The 15,853-nt window shown below is 46.2% G+C and carries 14 protein-coding genes and 1 pseudogene; 4 read left to right on the top strand and 11 right to left on the bottom strand.

What is annotated here, in order from left to right:
• Positions 1 to 110: 110 nt before the first annotated feature.
• The 3 genes from AMS66_RS26160 to AMS66_RS26150 all read right to left on the bottom strand — a co-directional run bounded on the left by AMS66_RS26160 (position 111) and on the right by AMS66_RS26150 (position 2,196).
• Entirely contained in the window at positions 111 to 1,013 is a 903-nt protein-coding gene (locus tag AMS66_RS26160) for a LysR family transcriptional regulator (protein WP_053783582.1), read from the bottom strand.
• A gap of 144 nt (positions 1,014 to 1,157) precedes the next feature.
• Positions 1,158 to 1,895 (bottom strand): SDR family oxidoreductase, encoded by a 738-nt coding sequence (locus tag AMS66_RS26155; RefSeq protein WP_053783581.1) that lies wholly within the window; start codon positions 1,893 to 1,895, stop codon positions 1,158 to 1,160.
• 25 nt (positions 1,896 to 1,920) lie between these two features.
• The gene (locus AMS66_RS26150) at positions 1,921 to 2,196 is read right to left on the bottom strand and encodes an Atu4866 domain-containing protein (RefSeq protein ID WP_053783580.1); all 276 of its coding nucleotides are present in this window, start codon (positions 2,194 to 2,196) and stop codon (positions 1,921 to 1,923) included.
• A 177-nt stretch (positions 2,197 to 2,373) separates the two neighbouring features.
• Between AMS66_RS26150 and AMS66_RS26145 the strand changes: the two genes are divergently transcribed.
• The gene (locus AMS66_RS26145) at positions 2,374 to 3,294 is read left to right on the top strand and encodes an AraC family transcriptional regulator (RefSeq protein WP_236703633.1); all 921 of its coding nucleotides are present in this window, start codon (positions 2,374 to 2,376) and stop codon (positions 3,292 to 3,294) included.
• Between the two features lie 64 nt (positions 3,295 to 3,358).
• On the opposite strand, the gene AMS66_RS26140 is transcribed toward AMS66_RS26145, so the two are convergent.
• Positions 3,359 to 3,796, bottom strand: a complete 438-nt coding sequence (locus AMS66_RS26140; RefSeq protein ID WP_053783578.1) for a MerR family transcriptional regulator — start codon at positions 3,794 to 3,796, stop codon at positions 3,359 to 3,361.
• A gap of 204 nt (positions 3,797 to 4,000) precedes the next feature.
• Between AMS66_RS26140 and AMS66_RS26135 the strand changes: the two genes are divergently transcribed.
• The gene (locus AMS66_RS26135; protein ID WP_053783577.1) at positions 4,001 to 4,888 is read left to right on the top strand and encodes an SDR family NAD(P)-dependent oxidoreductase; all 888 of its coding nucleotides are present in this window, start codon (positions 4,001 to 4,003) and stop codon (positions 4,886 to 4,888) included.
• A gap of 172 nt (positions 4,889 to 5,060) precedes the next feature.
• On the opposite strand, the gene AMS66_RS26130 is transcribed toward AMS66_RS26135, so the two are convergent.
• Entirely contained in the window at positions 5,061 to 5,981 is a 921-nt protein-coding gene (locus AMS66_RS26130; protein ID WP_053783576.1) for a DUF1214 domain-containing protein, read from the bottom strand.
• Positions 5,982 to 6,133: 152 nt separating this feature from the next.
• On the opposite strand from AMS66_RS26130, the pseudogene AMS66_RS26125 reads away from it, so the two are divergent.
• Positions 6,134 to 7,296: pseudogene (locus AMS66_RS26125) on the top strand (oxalate decarboxylase family bicupin).
• A gap of 504 nt (positions 7,297 to 7,800) precedes the next feature.
• Here AMS66_RS26125 and AMS66_RS26120 read toward each other — a convergent pair.
• From AMS66_RS26120 to AMS66_RS26105, 4 genes are all read right to left on the bottom strand, one after another.
• Positions 7,801 to 8,586, bottom strand: a complete 786-nt coding sequence (locus tag AMS66_RS26120) for a class I SAM-dependent methyltransferase (protein WP_053783575.1) — start codon at positions 8,584 to 8,586, stop codon at positions 7,801 to 7,803.
• A gap of 196 nt (positions 8,587 to 8,782) precedes the next feature.
• Positions 8,783 to 10,777, bottom strand: coding sequence for a PTS fructose transporter subunit IIABC (locus AMS66_RS26115; protein ID WP_053783574.1), 1,995 nt, complete (start codon positions 10,775 to 10,777; stop codon positions 8,783 to 8,785).
• A gap of 136 nt (positions 10,778 to 10,913) precedes the next feature.
• A complete protein-coding gene (pfkB, locus tag AMS66_RS26110) occupies positions 10,914 to 11,825 on the bottom strand; it encodes a 1-phosphofructokinase (RefSeq protein ID WP_053783573.1) in 912 nt (303 codons plus the stop codon).
• Positions 11,826 to 11,827: 2 nt separating this feature from the next.
• The gene (locus tag AMS66_RS26105) at positions 11,828 to 12,574 is read right to left on the bottom strand and encodes a DeoR/GlpR family DNA-binding transcription regulator (protein WP_053783572.1); all 747 of its coding nucleotides are present in this window, start codon (positions 12,572 to 12,574) and stop codon (positions 11,828 to 11,830) included.
• A 261-nt stretch (positions 12,575 to 12,835) separates the two neighbouring features.
• On the opposite strand from AMS66_RS26105, the gene AMS66_RS26100 reads away from it, so the two are divergent.
• Complete coding sequence (locus AMS66_RS26100) at positions 12,836 to 13,513, top strand: G1 family glutamic endopeptidase (protein ID WP_053783571.1); 678 nt, start codon at positions 12,836 to 12,838, stop codon at positions 13,511 to 13,513.
• A gap of 115 nt (positions 13,514 to 13,628) precedes the next feature.
• Here the strand turns inward: AMS66_RS26100 and AMS66_RS26095 are convergent, their stop codons facing one another.
• Positions 13,629 to 14,114, bottom strand: a complete 486-nt coding sequence (locus AMS66_RS26095) for a hypothetical protein (protein WP_053783570.1) — start codon at positions 14,112 to 14,114, stop codon at positions 13,629 to 13,631.
• Positions 14,115 to 14,245: 131 nt separating this feature from the next.
• Positions 14,246 to 15,673 carry an FAD/NAD(P)-binding protein gene (locus tag AMS66_RS26090; protein ID WP_053783569.1) on the bottom strand — a complete coding sequence of 476 codons (1,428 nt, stop codon included), beginning with the start codon at positions 15,671 to 15,673 and terminating at the stop codon, positions 14,246 to 14,248.
• Positions 15,674 to 15,853 lie beyond the last annotated feature (180 nt).

The raw sequence follows: 15,853 nt of genomic DNA, 5'->3' as shown, positions 1-15,853 counted from the left end.
AAGTGTGTTCCTATATTATACGTGAAGATAGTATCGTACACTAAACCAGAATGATATAAAACCAACAAAAAAACCGATTCCGCTGAACGGAAGCGGTTTTTCATGACCATTTAGGACTGAATCGCCTCATGCAGAGCCTGGACATACTCCACGCCCAGATTGGAAAGCGAGGCATTTTTGTGGCTGATCCAACCGACATTAATGGTCTCTTCACACTCCAGCGGGACGGGGATGATCTCGTTCCCATTCAGATCTGCACTAAGCACACCTGTCGAGATGGTGTATCCGTTCAAACCGATCAGCAAATTAAACAGCGTGGCTCGGTCGTTAACCTGTATGCTTTTGGGATGAGAAAGCGTGCTTAGGATCTCCTCTGAAAAATGGAAGGAGTTATATTCCCCCTGGTCAAAGGACAGGTATGGATAATCCTGAAGCTGTTCAATCGCAACCGACTCCTGCTTCGCGAGCGGATTTTGCACACTGATAAAGATATGTGGCTTGGCAACAAACAGACTGTTGAACACCAGACCCGCATCCTTAAGCAGCTTGTTAATGACCTTGGAATTAAATTCATTCAGATAAAGAATGCCAATCTCGCTGCGCAGGCTTTTTACATCCTGGATAATTTCATACGTTTTCGTTTCTCGCAGAGCCAATTCATATTCATCCTGCCCATATTGCTGCACCAGCTTCACGAATGCATTCACCGCAAAAGCATAGTGCTGTGTGGAGACGGAAAAATGTTGCGGAGACGGCTTGGCATTCAAATAACGATTTTCCAGCAATTCCGCCTGTTCCACCACCTGGCGTGCATAACTTAGAAATTCCACACCTTCTTTGGACAAGGTAATCCCTTTATTTGTGCGTTCAAAAATGGTAATCCGCAGCTCCTGCTCCAGATCCCGAATGGCATTCGACAGGCTGGGCTGGGAAATAAACAGCCGCTTGGCGGCTTCATTCATCGAGCCACGTGTGGCTACTTCAATTACATATTTTAGCTGTTGCAGCGTCAATGTAGTATTCCCCTCTCTCTGGTGCAGTACTTTGATCATTACTATACCATATCGCAACCCAGGCAAGCTCTCTCTTTCAGGGTACAAAAAGACGTCCCCATTCCGTCCATGGATGGGAACATCTCTCTAGTCCTTCAGCGGCGTTTAAGCCATGCTTGCTGTGGGTCTTACCACGATTTCATTTACATCCACCTCAGCCGGTTGGTTAATCGCATACAGAATACTCTGAGCAATAGCCGTGGCCGGGATGGAAATACGCCGATAATCCTTCATAAGCTCGCGTGCTTCATCATCAGAGATCGATTCGGCAAGTTCGGATTCAGTCACTCCTGGCGATACAAGGGTCACACGAATATCTCCGCCTACTTCCTGTCGCAGACCCTCCGAGATCGCACGGACCGCATATTTGGTTGCGCAATATACCGACGCCGTTGGTGTCACGGCATAAGCTCCGATGGAGGCAATATTAATAAACTGGCCGGAACCCTGCTTTTTCATAACTGGCAGCCCAACTGCGATGCCGTGCAGAACACCGCGGATGTTAACATCAATCATACGGTTCCATTCGTCCACTTTTAATGCTTCTAGTGGCGATAGCGGCATGACTCCGGCATTATTTATAATCACATCCAAGCGTCCATAACGACTGAGCGCCACCCCTACGATCGTTTGCATTTCTTCCAGCTGTGTAACATCAAGGGTATGATATTCCACCGAACCTCCTTCCGAGCGAATGGAGGACGCCAGCGCCTCTAGACGATCCAACCGTCTTGCACCAATGACAACATGTGCACCATGCTCTGCCAACAGACGCGCTGTTGCCTCCCCAATTCCGCCGCTTGCACCAGTGATCACAACGACTTTCCCTTTTACATTAAACATATTGTTTCTCTCCCTATTAGGTATTTTATTGTGCATTTTCTCTGTACAAAACCATGCCCGCATGATAAAGCACGCCGTCCTTAAAGTCTCCATCCGCGGTAAAGCCAGTATCATCCACATATTCAATATGGTCTCCATCGACTACATATCGACCTTGATATGCACTTTGCCTATTTCCCCGCGCTTCATCATAGCGACCGTCAGGGAGAAGTTCATGTCTGATGTACCCGTCCTTCGTCACCCACATCCCAACATACGGATGTTCCACTTCTTGTCTTTTTCCCGATCTATTGCCTACCATATTTCCACGACACTCCTTTCTGTTGCCAACAGATTCAATTGCTTACCTTCATTATGTAAGGGATCAATCTCTGTACGATAGAAGAATCCCACAGTATTCTTGCCTATTCGTCCAGCACATTCTAAAATAGTTAAACGAGCACGAGGAAAGGAAGGCCTGCAATCCATGCTTTCAAAAATGGAACCAGATACAGCTATTATTCAGCAGCAGCAGGAATTGGCCCGCTTAATCGGGCGTTTTACCCACGAAGACGGGGTTCACCTAACAGCAATTCCTTCGCTTGCTTTGATCCGTGCTTCCCAGGTTTCAGGGCCCATTCATGCCGTGCACGAACCCGCCCTGTGCATTGTGGCCCAAGGGTCCAAACTGGTTATTCTCGGACAGGAGAGCTACACCTATGACTCTTCACAGTATTTGGTTGCTTCCATAAACTTGCCTATTTCAGGGCAGGTTGTACAGGCTACACCAGATCAGCCCTATCTCTGTCTGCGACTAGATTTTGATTCAGGGCAGATTTTTGATCTTACCCAGGATTCTCCTGCCTCACAAACCAAACCCGACAATTCGTCAAGTCGGGGATTGTTTGTAAGTTCAACCAAGCTCCCGCTTCTGGAAGCCGTAATCCGCTTGGTTCGACTGCTGGATACACCTGAAGACATTCCTGTACTTGCTCCGCTCATGATTCGGGAAATCCTATATCGCCTGCTTCAGGATGAACACGGACATTCCATCAGGCAGTTTGCAGTTCAGAACAGTCATGCCCAGCACATCGCCCAAGTTATTGAAGTGATCCAATCCGAATATGCGCTTCCAGTGCGAATCGAGCAATTGGCCTCCATGATCAATATGAGTACGTCCTCATTGCATTATCATTTCAAAGCCATTACCGCCATGAGCCCACTGCAATATCAAAAACAGATTCGATTGCAGGAGGCTCGGAGAATGCTGCTTGATGGTTCAACCGATGCAGCCGATGCTGCATTCCAGGTTGGTTACGAGAGTCCTTCCCAATTCAGTCGGGAGTACGCCCGCATGTATGGCCTCCCTCCCAAAAGTGATATCAAACGCCTTCGTCATACACTCCATATGGATTGCTAAATATAAGCGAAGAACCCTCGTCAACCTGACGTGGGTTCTTCGCTTCAACTGATGGATTAAACAATCAGGAGAAGATATTCTTTTTTTCAAATACAGACATCTGGTTCTCCCCGGTAATCGGACACTCATCTGGAAACATGCTTCGCTTCTCCATCTTCTCGTCGATAAAATCGACGATCTGCTGCAAGGAGATAATCTGCGCTTCGATCTTCTTCCGATGGTTTAGCAGCATTTCACGCTCATCCGGGAAATCATCCAGGTCCGAATCCATGGACATCTGTAGATAAGGCTTCATCTCCTCCAGAGACATGCCTGTTTTTTTTAGACAAGTAATAAGCTTCATCGTCTGGATATCCTCCGGACGGTATACCCGATGGCGGTTGGCCTTGCGTTCAGCCCGGGGAAGAAGTCCAATCTTCTCATAATAACGAATGGTATCTTCCGATAGTCCGGCTTGTTCTGACGTCTCTTTAATAGAGAACACTACAGTATCATTCATCATCGTTGACCTCCTCCACCTTCATTGTTCTCTATCTTACAACTTGGAGTCAGCTCCAAGTCAAGGTTGTTATGAGTTCAAACACTCCACTTACTAAAAATAAAAATATAAACCAACAGTACGCTTGACTTGGAGTCGACTCCAAATTATAGAATGAGCGCATTAGATAGATTAGCTCTATCACCCCATCACTCAGGAGGTATTCATATGAATTCAAAACAACATACACTTCGTACAGCCTTAATTACAGGTTCAACTTCGGGAATCGGTCTTGAACTGACCCGCACCTTGTTATCCGAAGGCTGGCAAGTTATCGGCCTTAATCGTTCCGCTTTCCCGAAGGAAGACAGCGATATTCAGGACGGATTGCGCTCCGGCCAGCTCCGTTGGGTTCAAGCTAATCTTACCCAGTACGACAGTCTAAGAAAAGCGCTGAATCAAATCAAATCGGAAACGGATGCCATCGATGTGTTGTTTAATAATGCCGGGGGCAGTGGTTACGATCTTCGTTTGTCGGATCAGGGGCATGAAATGCACTTTGAATTACAGACCGTGGTGCCATATATCATTTACATGGAACTACAGGATCTTCTTCACAAAGGCACATTGAAAACCGTTATTAATACATCCACCAGTGCGTTCAATATGGTCAAACAGTTTAACCTGGACATTCTGGAACATCCAGCAGAGTTCAAAAAGCTGTTCGGTCCTTATGCGACTTCGAAGCTCGCACTATCTTTATGGACACATGAAGCTGCTTCTACCCCTGCGGCTAAAGGAATTCAGTTACTGAGTGTGGACCCCGGAGGCAACAATACACTCAGAGGCAATAAAACTTCCGGACTGCCCTTTTATATAAAGCCAATCATGAAGCTATTCTTCCCACATCCAAGCCATGGAGCTTCTCTACTTTATAACGCTGCTGTTGCGCAAATCAGACTTACATCCGGTACGTTCCTGATGAAAAACAAACCCACCAATCTTCGTTTTGCGGAGCAAAGCTCAGCAATTCTGAACAGAGTACATGAAATTTATGAGCATGAATTTTTGCAGCTTGATTCCAAAATTGACCCAGTAAGTAAAAAAAGTGTCTGATCCTTTTACTGAGCTGATGTGGAATTCGCTCTACATTTAATCCGATATGGAATCTATCTACTCTTATTTTTCATTCTGTACGCATCCAAAAAGACGGGACCAAGCGTATCGGTCACGTCTTTTTGTTGTTCCTTGGTCATACCACTCCGTGCATTATGGTACTCATCCATTCCTATTGTATCCGGGCGACCGGAGGTACTTCATATCCCCCTTCCAGCATGGAAGGTTTCGGAGCAAACATCCTCAGCACCAAATTGAACTCACCTGATGGTGTGGGAAGCCAATTGGATTCTTTCCCTTCAGGAGCAGATGGCTGGATATAGATGTCGAGCGAACCGTCAGCGTTGTACACGAGCCCTTTTGTCAAATCCCCAATCGAATATCTGCCAATTTCATTATCGATCAGATAAAAATCCGAGCCATACAGGGTGAGAGACCAAAATCCGGTCACCTGCGGAAGATCATTCTTATTGAAATGCAACACATAACGTTGCGTGCCATGCAGTTTTTCCGCATTTTGATCGTTGCCTATTCCGGTTTGGGCGCCAATAACGGTTGGCGTTGGGGCATGGATGGATGTTTTGGTTACATCACTGCCTTCACCCGGTCCAACGATGGTGAATTGCCCTGCCTTGTTTCCCGTCGTACGATTGGACACATTCCTGAACGTATTGGTATACGCATCAAGCATTTGGACGGTGTAATAACGGTCATCCGTATTTGCCGGAACGTTCAGGACCACCCGACCTTTGGAAATATCCAGCCAGGCACTAAAATAAAGCGTATTGCTATTGGGAGTTACAATATCGTGATATTGCGGAGAAGCCAGCATGCTGGAGTAATAAAACTGATTGAGCGGAGCCCTTGTTTTTAGAGCCATCTGTTTCGTTTGTTCCATAACTACCAGCGGATAGCCGTATATGTAGGCCTGGACCCCAAGCGAATAAGCCAACTGTTCCTGAGAAGAAGCAGCATTGTCTTTCCTTATGTGATCTGGACTGGCCAGAACCTCCAGTGGCCTCGCCGCGATCGAAGCGGATACAACCCCAACGATCAAACCGATGTAAAGCAATAACCTGAAACGTTTACGCATTCGGCTCACCACCCATCTTGACTTTTCACGTTATTTTCCACTTCGTCAATGCAGATTATTCCCGTCCCTCATAATAGCCAAGCTCTGGTTCATAATCTTCACTATACCGACATCTGTCATGGGATGAAGTGATGAACTGGAGGAATCTGCATATGAAAAATGAAAACAACAATAATAGCAAGCCATTAATTATACCTCAGCCGATACGAAAAGACGGTGCCGGAGGACCCGATTTGGGACCTCGGGATGTGATGAGAGATCTACAAAATCCGGATATGCTGGTACCTCCAGTGACCGACAACGGGTTATTACCTAACCTAAGAATGTCTTTTTCCGATACTCATATGCAGTTGAATCATGGCGGTTGGTCCCGTGAAATTACGGTACGGGATCTGCCCATCGCCACGACACTGGCTGGTGTGAATATGAGTCTTACACCTGAGGCGTTCGGGAGTTGCACTGGCATCAACAGTCTGAATGGGCGTATATGATCTGGGGCACGGCACGGATTACGTCCGTGGATCAGAATGGTCGTAACTTTATCGCCGATGTAGGACCGGGAGATTTGTGGTTTTTCCCGAAAGGTCTACCCCATTCCATTCAGGGACTGGCAGATGGGTGTGAGTTCTTGCTTGTATTTGACGACGGGTCCTTCTCCGATCTAAACACATTATCCATCTCTGATTGGTTTGCGCATACACCACCGGAAGTATTGTCCGTCAATTTTGGCGTTCCCGAATCTGCATTCCAATCCATGCCAACGGAACAGATTTACATTTTCCAGGATCAGGTCCCTGGTTCCCTCGCAAGCCAAGAAGTGCAGTCCCCCTATGGTACGGTGCCTCTCTCTTTCAAGCATCGGCTGTTAGCCCAGAAACCGATCATTACACCGGGAGGAAGTGTGCGCATCGTGGATTCCACCAACTTCCCGATCTCCACAACGGTTGCCGCAGCACTGGTCGAAATCAAGCCTGGAGGCATGCGCGAGCTTCACTGGCATCCCAATGCTGATGAGTGGCAATACTATTTGACCGGGCAAGGAAGGATGACGGTGTTTGGAGGAAATGGCATTGCACGCACTTTTGACTATCGGGCTGGAGATGTTGGATATGTACCTGTAGCCATGGGGCATTATATTCAGAATACGGGCGCCGACACGTTATGGTTTTTGGAAATGTTCAGAAGCGATCGCTTTGAGGATATCTCTCTAAATCAATGGATGGCATTAACTCCGGAAGAGCTTGTACGGGATAACCTGAACGCTTCCCCCGAACTGCTTCATGCATTGCGTAAAGAAAAATGGCCTGTCGTGTAATAGGTATACATCGCTACCAGATAGAGGAAAAAAGAGAGCGCGTGGTATTGCTGAGGAAATCGGACAGAAGCCGAAATGTCATGGCGGTTCATTGATTACGATTGAGATCGGCATCAAGGCTGTGCGCAAATGCGGGACGATGCAGCTAACCCGGGTTTACGGGGCGTCCTATAACATGTTTCAGCTAGGCGGTCTGTTTGAACGTAGTAGCATTAACTTGAGAATGGGACAAGCGCCTGTCTCATTCAATATATGCCGGAACTTTTTCGCAAAATCACCATCGACGAATTCGACTCTACCGAGGTCATCTCCCACCGTATTGCTCTGGAGAATGCGAAGGAAGCTTAACGGATTTTGTACGAACACGAATGTACTAAAGTTATACTAAAACCTTGATTGTGTAAATTGTGTAACGAATCAAAAAAAGGCAGTTGTCCCTCTAACGGGTACCTCTGCCTTTTTTAATTCCTCATCTCCAACGAATCATTCAACCACAGTGAATCTTTATTTCGCTTTTACCGCCTGAATATATACACTTTCTCCCTCGAAACTAACGAGTCTGCCCAATTGCGTCTCTTCAAACTTGAAATACTTCTTAATCACAGATGGCGCACTCAGCATGCTTGCTTCCAGCTCTCTGCTCTCCGACTCAGGAAGTCCAGCCCTATTGCACCAATCTTCAAATATGAAGCCCTTCTCAAAAGAAACCATCGTTTCCATGCGGAATCCGGCAAGCTCCAGCATCCGAATCCATTCCGTCTTGCGCCATGCCCGAACATGACTTGCATCACGCCACTTCTCAATTTCATTGTAAAATTGATCGTTCTCATCGCGCTCAGGCGCCACATTATCAATCATTAACAACCTTCCACCAGGTTTCATTACTCGAAACGCCTCTGATACAAAGGAAGGTACATCTGGAAAATGGTGTGCAGCAATCCGACAGGTCACAAGGTCAAATAAATCATCCTTGAAAGGTATGTGTTCAGCATCACCTGCTACAAAATCCACATTCTGGTGTCCATTCCCCCGGATAAAGCGTTCAGCCACCTGTAACATCTCTTCCGTTAAATCCAATGCAGTAACCTGCTCCACAAGTGGAGCTAATGCATTGGCAACATGTCCTCCTCCAGTGGCAATATCCAGCACCTTCATGTCAGTACTCGCTTGGGATGAAGCTACAAGTAATGCCAAATCGTCACCTTTGGCATGGCCGACACTGGTCACATATTTATCCGCATTTTTAGCAAATTGTTTGCGCACCTGCCCTTTAATCTGATCATTAGACATTCTGTTTCCTCCTTTTAGTTTCAACAGATGAAACTAAGTTTCATTAAAATAATATTGTTTATTTTATCACAGAATGACTAACAGCGAAATAAAAAAGCATCTTCCCAGTGAATTTCACTCAGAAGATGCCATTTTATTTTACAAAGCTATGAGATAGATCTTGTTTATACCTTAGGATAAAATTGCATCCTTTAATTTATTTCACAAGGGTCGGCGATTTCTTCCATAGTCCCAGGATCAGACCGGAGATCACTGAACCAATTGCTACAGCAAGCAGGAAGAGTAACGCGTGATTTGCCAGTGCTGCAACGAAAATTCCACCATGCGGAGCGGGTACGTTAATGCTCCACAGTTGAGTCAGTCCGCCAGCAACAGCGGAACCCAGAATACAGGATGTCAGGACGCGCAGCGGGTCAGCTGCAGCGAATGGAATGGCACCTTCCGTGATGAAGGAAAATCCGAGCACGTAATTCGTCAAACCTGATTTGCGTTCTTGCTCCGTAAATTTGGATTTGAAGAACGTTGTAGCCAGGGCAATTGCCAGTGGCGGCACCATACCACCTGCCATAACAGCTGCCATCCAGGCACCATCTGTATTACCACTCGATGTGAATACACCGATGGCAAACGTATAAGCCGCTTTGTTAAACGGTCCACCCATATCGATGGACATCATGCCGCCAAGCAGCAAGCCAAGCAATACAGCATTTCCAGTACCCAAATTTCCAAGTGCATCCACAAGCCATGTGTTAAGGGAACCAAAAATCGGATCAAAGACATAGAAACTTATTGCACCCACGATAAGCAATCCGAATACAGGATACAGCAGGATTGGTTTCAAACCATCAATGGCTTTAGGCAATCCTTTAAACAGTTTGCGCAGACCGATTACAACGTAACCTGCCAGGAAACCGGCAGCAAGACCACCAAGGAAACCAGCGTTTGAGTTCACGGCCAGCAATCCGCCGACCATACCAGGCATGAGGGCAGGACGATCACCGATACTCATCGCAATAAATCCGGCAAGGACAGGAATCAGGAAATGGAACGCACCGGTTCCGCCACCAATCGTCTGCAATAGTTGCACGATGGGATTTTCAGGACTTGCAATTTGTTCAAACAAGAAAGATATTGCGAGCAAAATACCGCCACCCACTACAAATGGAAGCATATGCGAGATTCCGTTCATCAAATCTTTATAAATCTTACTGCCCACGTTCACTTTGCCTTGGCTTTCTCCTTCAGCCTTGCCAGTACTGCCGCCCTGGCTTCTGTAGATCGGAGCGTCGCCGTTAACTGCCTTACGAATCAGCTCTTCGGATTTGCGAATACCATCGCTCACTGGTCTTTGCAATACCGGTTTGCCATCAAAGCGGGCCATTTCCACATTTTTATCCGCCGCAATGATAACCCCTTTGGCACGAGCGATTTCATCAGCTGTCAGTACGTTCTGTGCTCCTTCGGAACCATTAGTCTCCACTCGGATATTTATGCCCATTTCTTGTGCTTTCTTTTTGAGAGCATCTTCAGCCATGAACGTGTGAGCAATACCCGTTGGACAAGCTGTAACCGCTACGACAAAATCTTCAGATGCCGCATTGCCAACAATAACACCAGATGTGCTCTGTTTCTGACCATTCGTATGGCCCGAGCCGGATACAGCGTTTGTTCCATTTGCAGCATTTGCTGCTTTCTCCGCTTCAGCTTTTTCTTTGGCAGCTTTTTTCTCCGCTTCCTCCGCCTGCTTGGCATCGAATAATGCAGTCACTTCTTCAGGAGTGTCCGTGCTCATCAGCTGTGAGATGAAATCGCTATCAATCAACAGCCTGGAAAGAGCCGCAAGCGTACGAAGATGGGTATTGGCCGCCCCTTCTGGAGCTGCAATCATGAAGAATATATGAGCCGGTTCATCATCAAGCGCTTCAAAATCAAGTCCTTTTCGACTCTTGGCGAATACAACTGTAGGTTCATTCACAGCTGTTGTCTTGGCATGAGGCATGGCAATACCGCCACCGATCCCCGTGCTCGATTCAGCTTCGCGTTTATAAATCATTTCCTTAAACAATACCGGGTCATTAATACGTCCGCTACGGTTTAAACTAGAAATGAGTTCATCAATAGCCTCTTCTTTCGTCGTGGCTTGCAGGTCCATGATCATCGTTTCCTGGATCATCAGGTCTGTTATTCTCATTTTGGTACACTCCCTTAAATTCAGTCGGCCCGTGTGATGCAGACCGACTTATAATTGTACTTCTTGCGCTGTTATCTGCGATTCAATGAATCCCCTCTTCTATAAAGGGGCATGCATTCCATTCATTTTGTACGGACTATAATTTGGTTATTATGACTTGAATACGTAGCTTTTCAATGAGTTCCCGAGTTGCCAGGTCATCCGAGAAAGCCGTTGCACTACCTGAAGCAACCCCCATTCGGAACGCTTCAAGCAGGTCTTCGTTTAATCCAAATGTCCCTACGAATCCACCGATCATGGAGTCTCCAGCACCAACCGAGTTCTTCACGACACCTTTTGGCACACTCGCGTGGTAGACATCTGTTTTGGTAATCAACAGCGCGCCTTCACCTGCCATGGAGATCAACACATGCTTAGCACCTGTTTCCAAAAGCTTGCGACCATACGTCACCAGCTCCTCCTGAGTGTCTATGGTTACTCCGAAGAGTTCAGCAAGTTCATGGTGATTCGGCTTCACCAGCAGCGGCTCATGTACCAGAGCATCCATCAATGCAGGTCCCGTCGTATCGATTACAAATTCGGCACTCGTTTGTTTGCACACATTGATCAGTCGATCGTAGAAATCTGCCCCCAGCGAAGGCGGTACACTTCCCGAAAGTATGACGATATCTCCTTTTTGCAATGCGGATAACTTGTTAAGCAACCCCGCTGCTTCCTCTGGTCGAATGGCTGGTCCCAGTCCGTTAATCTCTGTCTCTTCCCCATGCTTCAGCTTAATGTTAATCCGGGTATCATCTGCGATGGTAACGAAATCCGTCTGGATTTCATCTTCCTGCAATTTGTCATTAATGAAACGACCCGTGAACCCTCCCAGAAATCCAAGTGCTGTGTTTTCGGCTCCCAGTTGATTAAGCACTCGCGATACGTTAATGCCTTTTCCACCAGGAAGTTTCAGGTCCCGATTCATACGATTCAAATCACCAAGCTTCAGATCATCCACTTCCACGATGTAATCAATGGAAGGATTAAGTGTTACGGTATATATCATGGCTATCCCTCAATTATTTTAGTTTTCTGGGCGATTACAGAACGCCAGTGTTCCGGCATATGTTCAGTAATCAAATCTGCCTCCTCCAGGTCAAACAATTTGGCAAAAGTGATTTCCCCAATTTTGCTGGAATCAGCCAGCACATAAGATCTCCCGGACAATTGGTGTGCACGCCTTTTAATCAAGGCTTCCTCCGGATCAGGAGTTGTATACCCCATTTCGGGGTCCACTCCGTTGGTTCCGATAAAACATTTATCAAAACGGAAGTTGTCCATGTTCTGTAATGCGATACTGCCAATCACGGCTTTGGTGTGAATTTTCATCATGCCGCCAAGCAGATAGCTGCGTATTCGTTTACTTACCAACGCTTCTACATGAGAAAGTCCATTGGTCACTACCGTAACGTCCTTGGCTTCAATATAGGGAATCATGGCTAATGTCGTCGTCCCCGCATCCAGATAGATGCATTCACCATTGTTGATCTCCTGCGCAGCTAAACGAGCAATTGCCGTTTTCTGTTGAATGTTTTTGAACGTTTTTTCTTCCATACCTGGTTCTGGTGTCTTTTCATTTACCAGAGCAGCACCACCGTGTATACGTTTCAGCATATGTCGGCTCTCCAGGTCAATCAAATCACGCCGTATCGTTGATTCAGAAGCACCGAGCACATCGACGAGCTCTTGCAGTTTCACAATCCCTCTTTCTTGTAAGCGCTCTATAATTGCAGCATATCGTTCTTCAGTTAGCATTTTCATTCCTCCAACTGCTTTTATAGTAACATATTATTCATAAAAAACAATCATTTTCGTTCAAATTAATTTAAAAACATCCAAAAATCATCAACATTCGACATCTTCCGATCATCAATCATCGTATTCAGCCCTGAATATCTTTCAAAATCGTTCATTACTTATTTCTTTTTCAGATTGTCCATGTCCTCTTTCGTCTTCCATGCATTTGATAATATCGAACGAATAATTTCGTCTCTATATTTCATGGGAGGTGGCCTTATGGCCAATAATCGTAACAAACGCCGAAAACCTTGTATTCATACAGGCAAAACAAATTCACTACGTTTCGGGTGGATTTCCTCTAACTGGAGCGGTTATGCCCGAGCGGGTTACAAAGGTGAATTCAGACGCATCTCGGCCGAATGGAACGTGCCCTTTGTTTTACCATCATCTAAATCTTCATACTCTTCAGCTTGGATCGGAATTGATGGATTCGAGAATTCCAACCTGATTCAGACTGGAACAGGCCATGATTGGGTTAACGGCAAAGCTAGTTATTATGCCTGGTGGGAAATCCTGCCGGACGTTGAAACAGTCATCCCTTTCCCTGTGTCTCCAGGAGATCGGATTAGAGCTACCATATACAGAATCAATCGTACTCGATGGTGTATCACGCTTCATAACCTGACCCAAAGCTGGACTTTCCGTACCGTTCAGCAATATACAGGCCAGCAATCATCAGCGGAGTGGATTGTAGAAGCACCTTCTGTAGGAAATTCCATCTCACGGATGGCGAGGAACACTCCTGTCACCTTCAAATGTTGTCGCCTGAACGGCCGCTCCCCCGGACTAGTCGCCAAAGAAAAAGGCATCATGATTCAGCAAAAACAGGTTGTTTCCATTCCAAGAGCACCAGGGCCACGAGGGGACTCTTTCATCGTGAAACGAAACGACTAAGCCTTATCGTTGGCAGGTTCGTTAATGAAAAAAACTGCAATGTGCCATATTCGGCGTACCATTGCAGAATGGATGCTCGGTCATTATGTAATTGACACGAGTTTATCTTTTTCATTTATAGGAATAGATCAGCCCTGTCTGGTTTGGGTTTCACCCAATTTCCTTCTTCATTAATAAATGCACCCTTGAAACGTCCCATCTCCAATTTCTCAATTAGCTTCATCTCATCCAGTACCAGAATTTCAGACAACTGCTGCAAACTATAATAATCAGCTGGATCGTAATCGAGCAGGATTGGAACAGCCATATCGTATAGTTCTTTGATTAGATTCTCCAATGAATGACGTCCGAGGTTGTCCATGGTTTGGAAAAACTTCAGATCATGGGACACCAGATTGTGGAAAGATTTATCTTTTAAGTTCATCCACAGCGTATTACACGCTTGAACACTCATATAGTTCTGCTCTACATCATAATATTGGATTTCATCAATCTTCATATACTTTTCCTGAAAAGCCACAATTTTGATCAAGGGTTCGTTTCGTTTGCGTGACGCCTTCTTCAAATGGGTTTTGAACCCCTCATAATCCATGATTCTCACAATAATCTATCGCCTGCCTTAACGCTGTATAATTCGATATTTTACAGCATTATATAAGCACCCGTAAATGTAACTTTCGGAAAACAAAAACCGTACAGCCTCTTAACCTGCTGTACGGTCATTTTGTATAATCAGATTCCAATTCCACTTTTCACCCAAATAGCAGTAAATTCCTGTTCGTTATACTTGAAAAATTGCTCCAGGATCTGTTCCCGGTCATCCAGGAAAAGCTGGTCAGCAACCGCTGAAACCAACTTCGGCACAGCATTACGTGTCCCCGATATTGCCGAGGCAGAGAGGCCGCAACTTGCAAGTGCAGAATAGTTAAAGACAAACAGGCCACGCAGCTTATCCTCCCCCTCCTCATCTCTGCTGGTCATTGCAAACCCGGGGCTAAGGTAGGGATGGGCGTCAAGCATCACATTCCTTTGTGCAGCCGGGGCTTGAAAACGGTCTTCCCAGCGTGCAATGTGTGCCTCCACCACTCTGAGCTCGGGACGCAGTGCCGGATCACTGACCATCCCTGTACTTATGACCAGAAAATCAAAGGAGTGCAGGCCCTGTGGTGTACTCACTAACGCTTTCCCATCCTTCATCTGTACATCCAGCCAAGGCGCATGAAGATGCAATTGGAAGCCTGACCATGAAGCAGCCCGGTTGAAGGTATCGTTGGTTGGTGGTTGATTATAGTTAAAAAAATGGGAAATGGCCGCATACTTATCCTCGTCCGGCAGAGCATGAAACCGTTCAATCATACCGGATTGTTCCATCTGACGAATCGGGTTAATGCTCGGTAATTGTTCCCGCCGTACAAATACGTGTGCCTCAGCCACGCCTGCGACTAGTGCAAAGTTGGCATTATCAAAGGCAGAAGCCCCGCCGCCAAGTATGGCGATCCTTTTTCCTTGTAACCGTTCAAAATCAATCGTTTCCGACGTATGGGCGTACAGATGTTTAGGTACTTGCTCAGCGATCAGGGATGGTACATGCCACTCCCCACCTCCCTGAATGCCAGTAGCCAAAACAACCTTGCGTGCCAGCAATATATTGGTTGGAGCCCCTGCGCCTGTGATGTGCAGTCTGTGAACGCCTCCATCTATAGGTTCAATCAGTGTCAGCTTCACTTCATTCACGACTGGCAGATGAAGCACTTGTCTGTACCAGCGCAGATAATTCATCCATTCGCTGCGAGGAATTTTATCAATATCTTCCCATCCGGAGGGGCCTGCTTGTGCCTCCCACCATGCTCGAAAAGTCAGCGAAGGGATACCGAGATCAATAGAGGTCAGATGTTTCGGTGTACGTAAAGTGACCATACGGGCGTAAGTCTCCCAAGGTCCCTCCAACCCTGAGGCATTTTCGTCAATAACCAGAATGTTGGATATTCGCTCACGCAGAAATCCAAAAGCGGCACCCAAGCCGCTCTGTCCACCACCTACGATAACAACATCATAGATATGACCTTCATCATGTTCTCGCGGGCGAATCCAATCCGAACCTCCATACGCGAGATAAGCCAAATCATCAAGTACTCGTTGGTTTAATGCTTCAAGGCTCATCATCCCTCAACCCTTTCAACTTCTACTGTATATTTACGAATACGGAGTCCTTATTAAATGTCAGTTTTATGTGAGAATCTATTCAATTGATCGATAATCCGTAAGTTCAAAGCATTCTAATTTCGTTACCATATGGATATAGACGACGACTCCGTCTCAATTCCTTACATCATCTTCATA

It is taken from the genome of Paenibacillus xylanivorans (assembly GCF_001280595.1).
In the GTDB taxonomy this organism is placed as follows: domain Bacteria; phylum Bacillota; class Bacilli; order Paenibacillales; family Paenibacillaceae; genus Paenibacillus; species Paenibacillus xylanivorans.
This window is presented reverse-complemented; position numbering and strand designations above follow the sequence as displayed.

Excerpts from the sequence above, each read along its gene's own strand:
- AMS66_RS26155 (WP_053783581.1), bottom strand. The coding sequence starts at position 1,895 with ATGTTTAATGTAAAAGGGAAAGTCGTTGTGATCACTGGTGCAAGCGGC.
- AMS66_RS26150 (WP_053783580.1), bottom strand. The coding sequence starts at position 2,196 with ATGGTAGGCAATAGATCGGGAAAAAGACAAGAAGTGGAACATCCGTAT.
- AMS66_RS26145 (WP_236703633.1), top strand. The coding sequence starts at position 2,374 with ATGGAACCAGATACAGCTATTATTCAGCAGCAGCAGGAATTGGCCCGC.
- AMS66_RS26140 (WP_053783578.1), bottom strand. The coding sequence starts at position 3,796 with ATGATGAATGATACTGTAGTGTTCTCTATTAAAGAGACGTCAGAACAA.
- AMS66_RS26135 (WP_053783577.1), top strand. The coding sequence starts at position 4,001 with ATGAATTCAAAACAACATACACTTCGTACAGCCTTAATTACAGGTTCA.
- AMS66_RS26130 (WP_053783576.1), bottom strand. The coding sequence starts at position 5,981 with ATGCGTAAACGTTTCAGGTTATTGCTTTACATCGGTTTGATCGTTGGG.
- AMS66_RS26120 (WP_053783575.1), bottom strand. The coding sequence starts at position 8,586 with ATGTCTAATGATCAGATTAAAGGGCAGGTGCGCAAACAATTTGCTAAA.
- AMS66_RS26115 (WP_053783574.1), bottom strand. The coding sequence starts at position 10,777 with ATGAGAATAACAGACCTGATGATCCAGGAAACGATGATCATGGACCTG.
- pfkB (WP_053783573.1), bottom strand. The coding sequence starts at position 11,825 with ATGATATATACCGTAACACTTAATCCTTCCATTGATTACATCGTGGAA.
- AMS66_RS26105 (WP_053783572.1), bottom strand. The coding sequence starts at position 12,574 with ATGCTAACTGAAGAACGATATGCTGCAATTATAGAGCGCTTACAAGAA.
- AMS66_RS26100 (WP_053783571.1), top strand. The coding sequence starts at position 12,836 with ATGGCCAATAATCGTAACAAACGCCGAAAACCTTGTATTCATACAGGC.
- AMS66_RS26090 (WP_053783569.1), bottom strand. The coding sequence starts at position 15,673 with ATGAGCCTTGAAGCATTAAACCAACGAGTACTTGATGATTTGGCTTAT.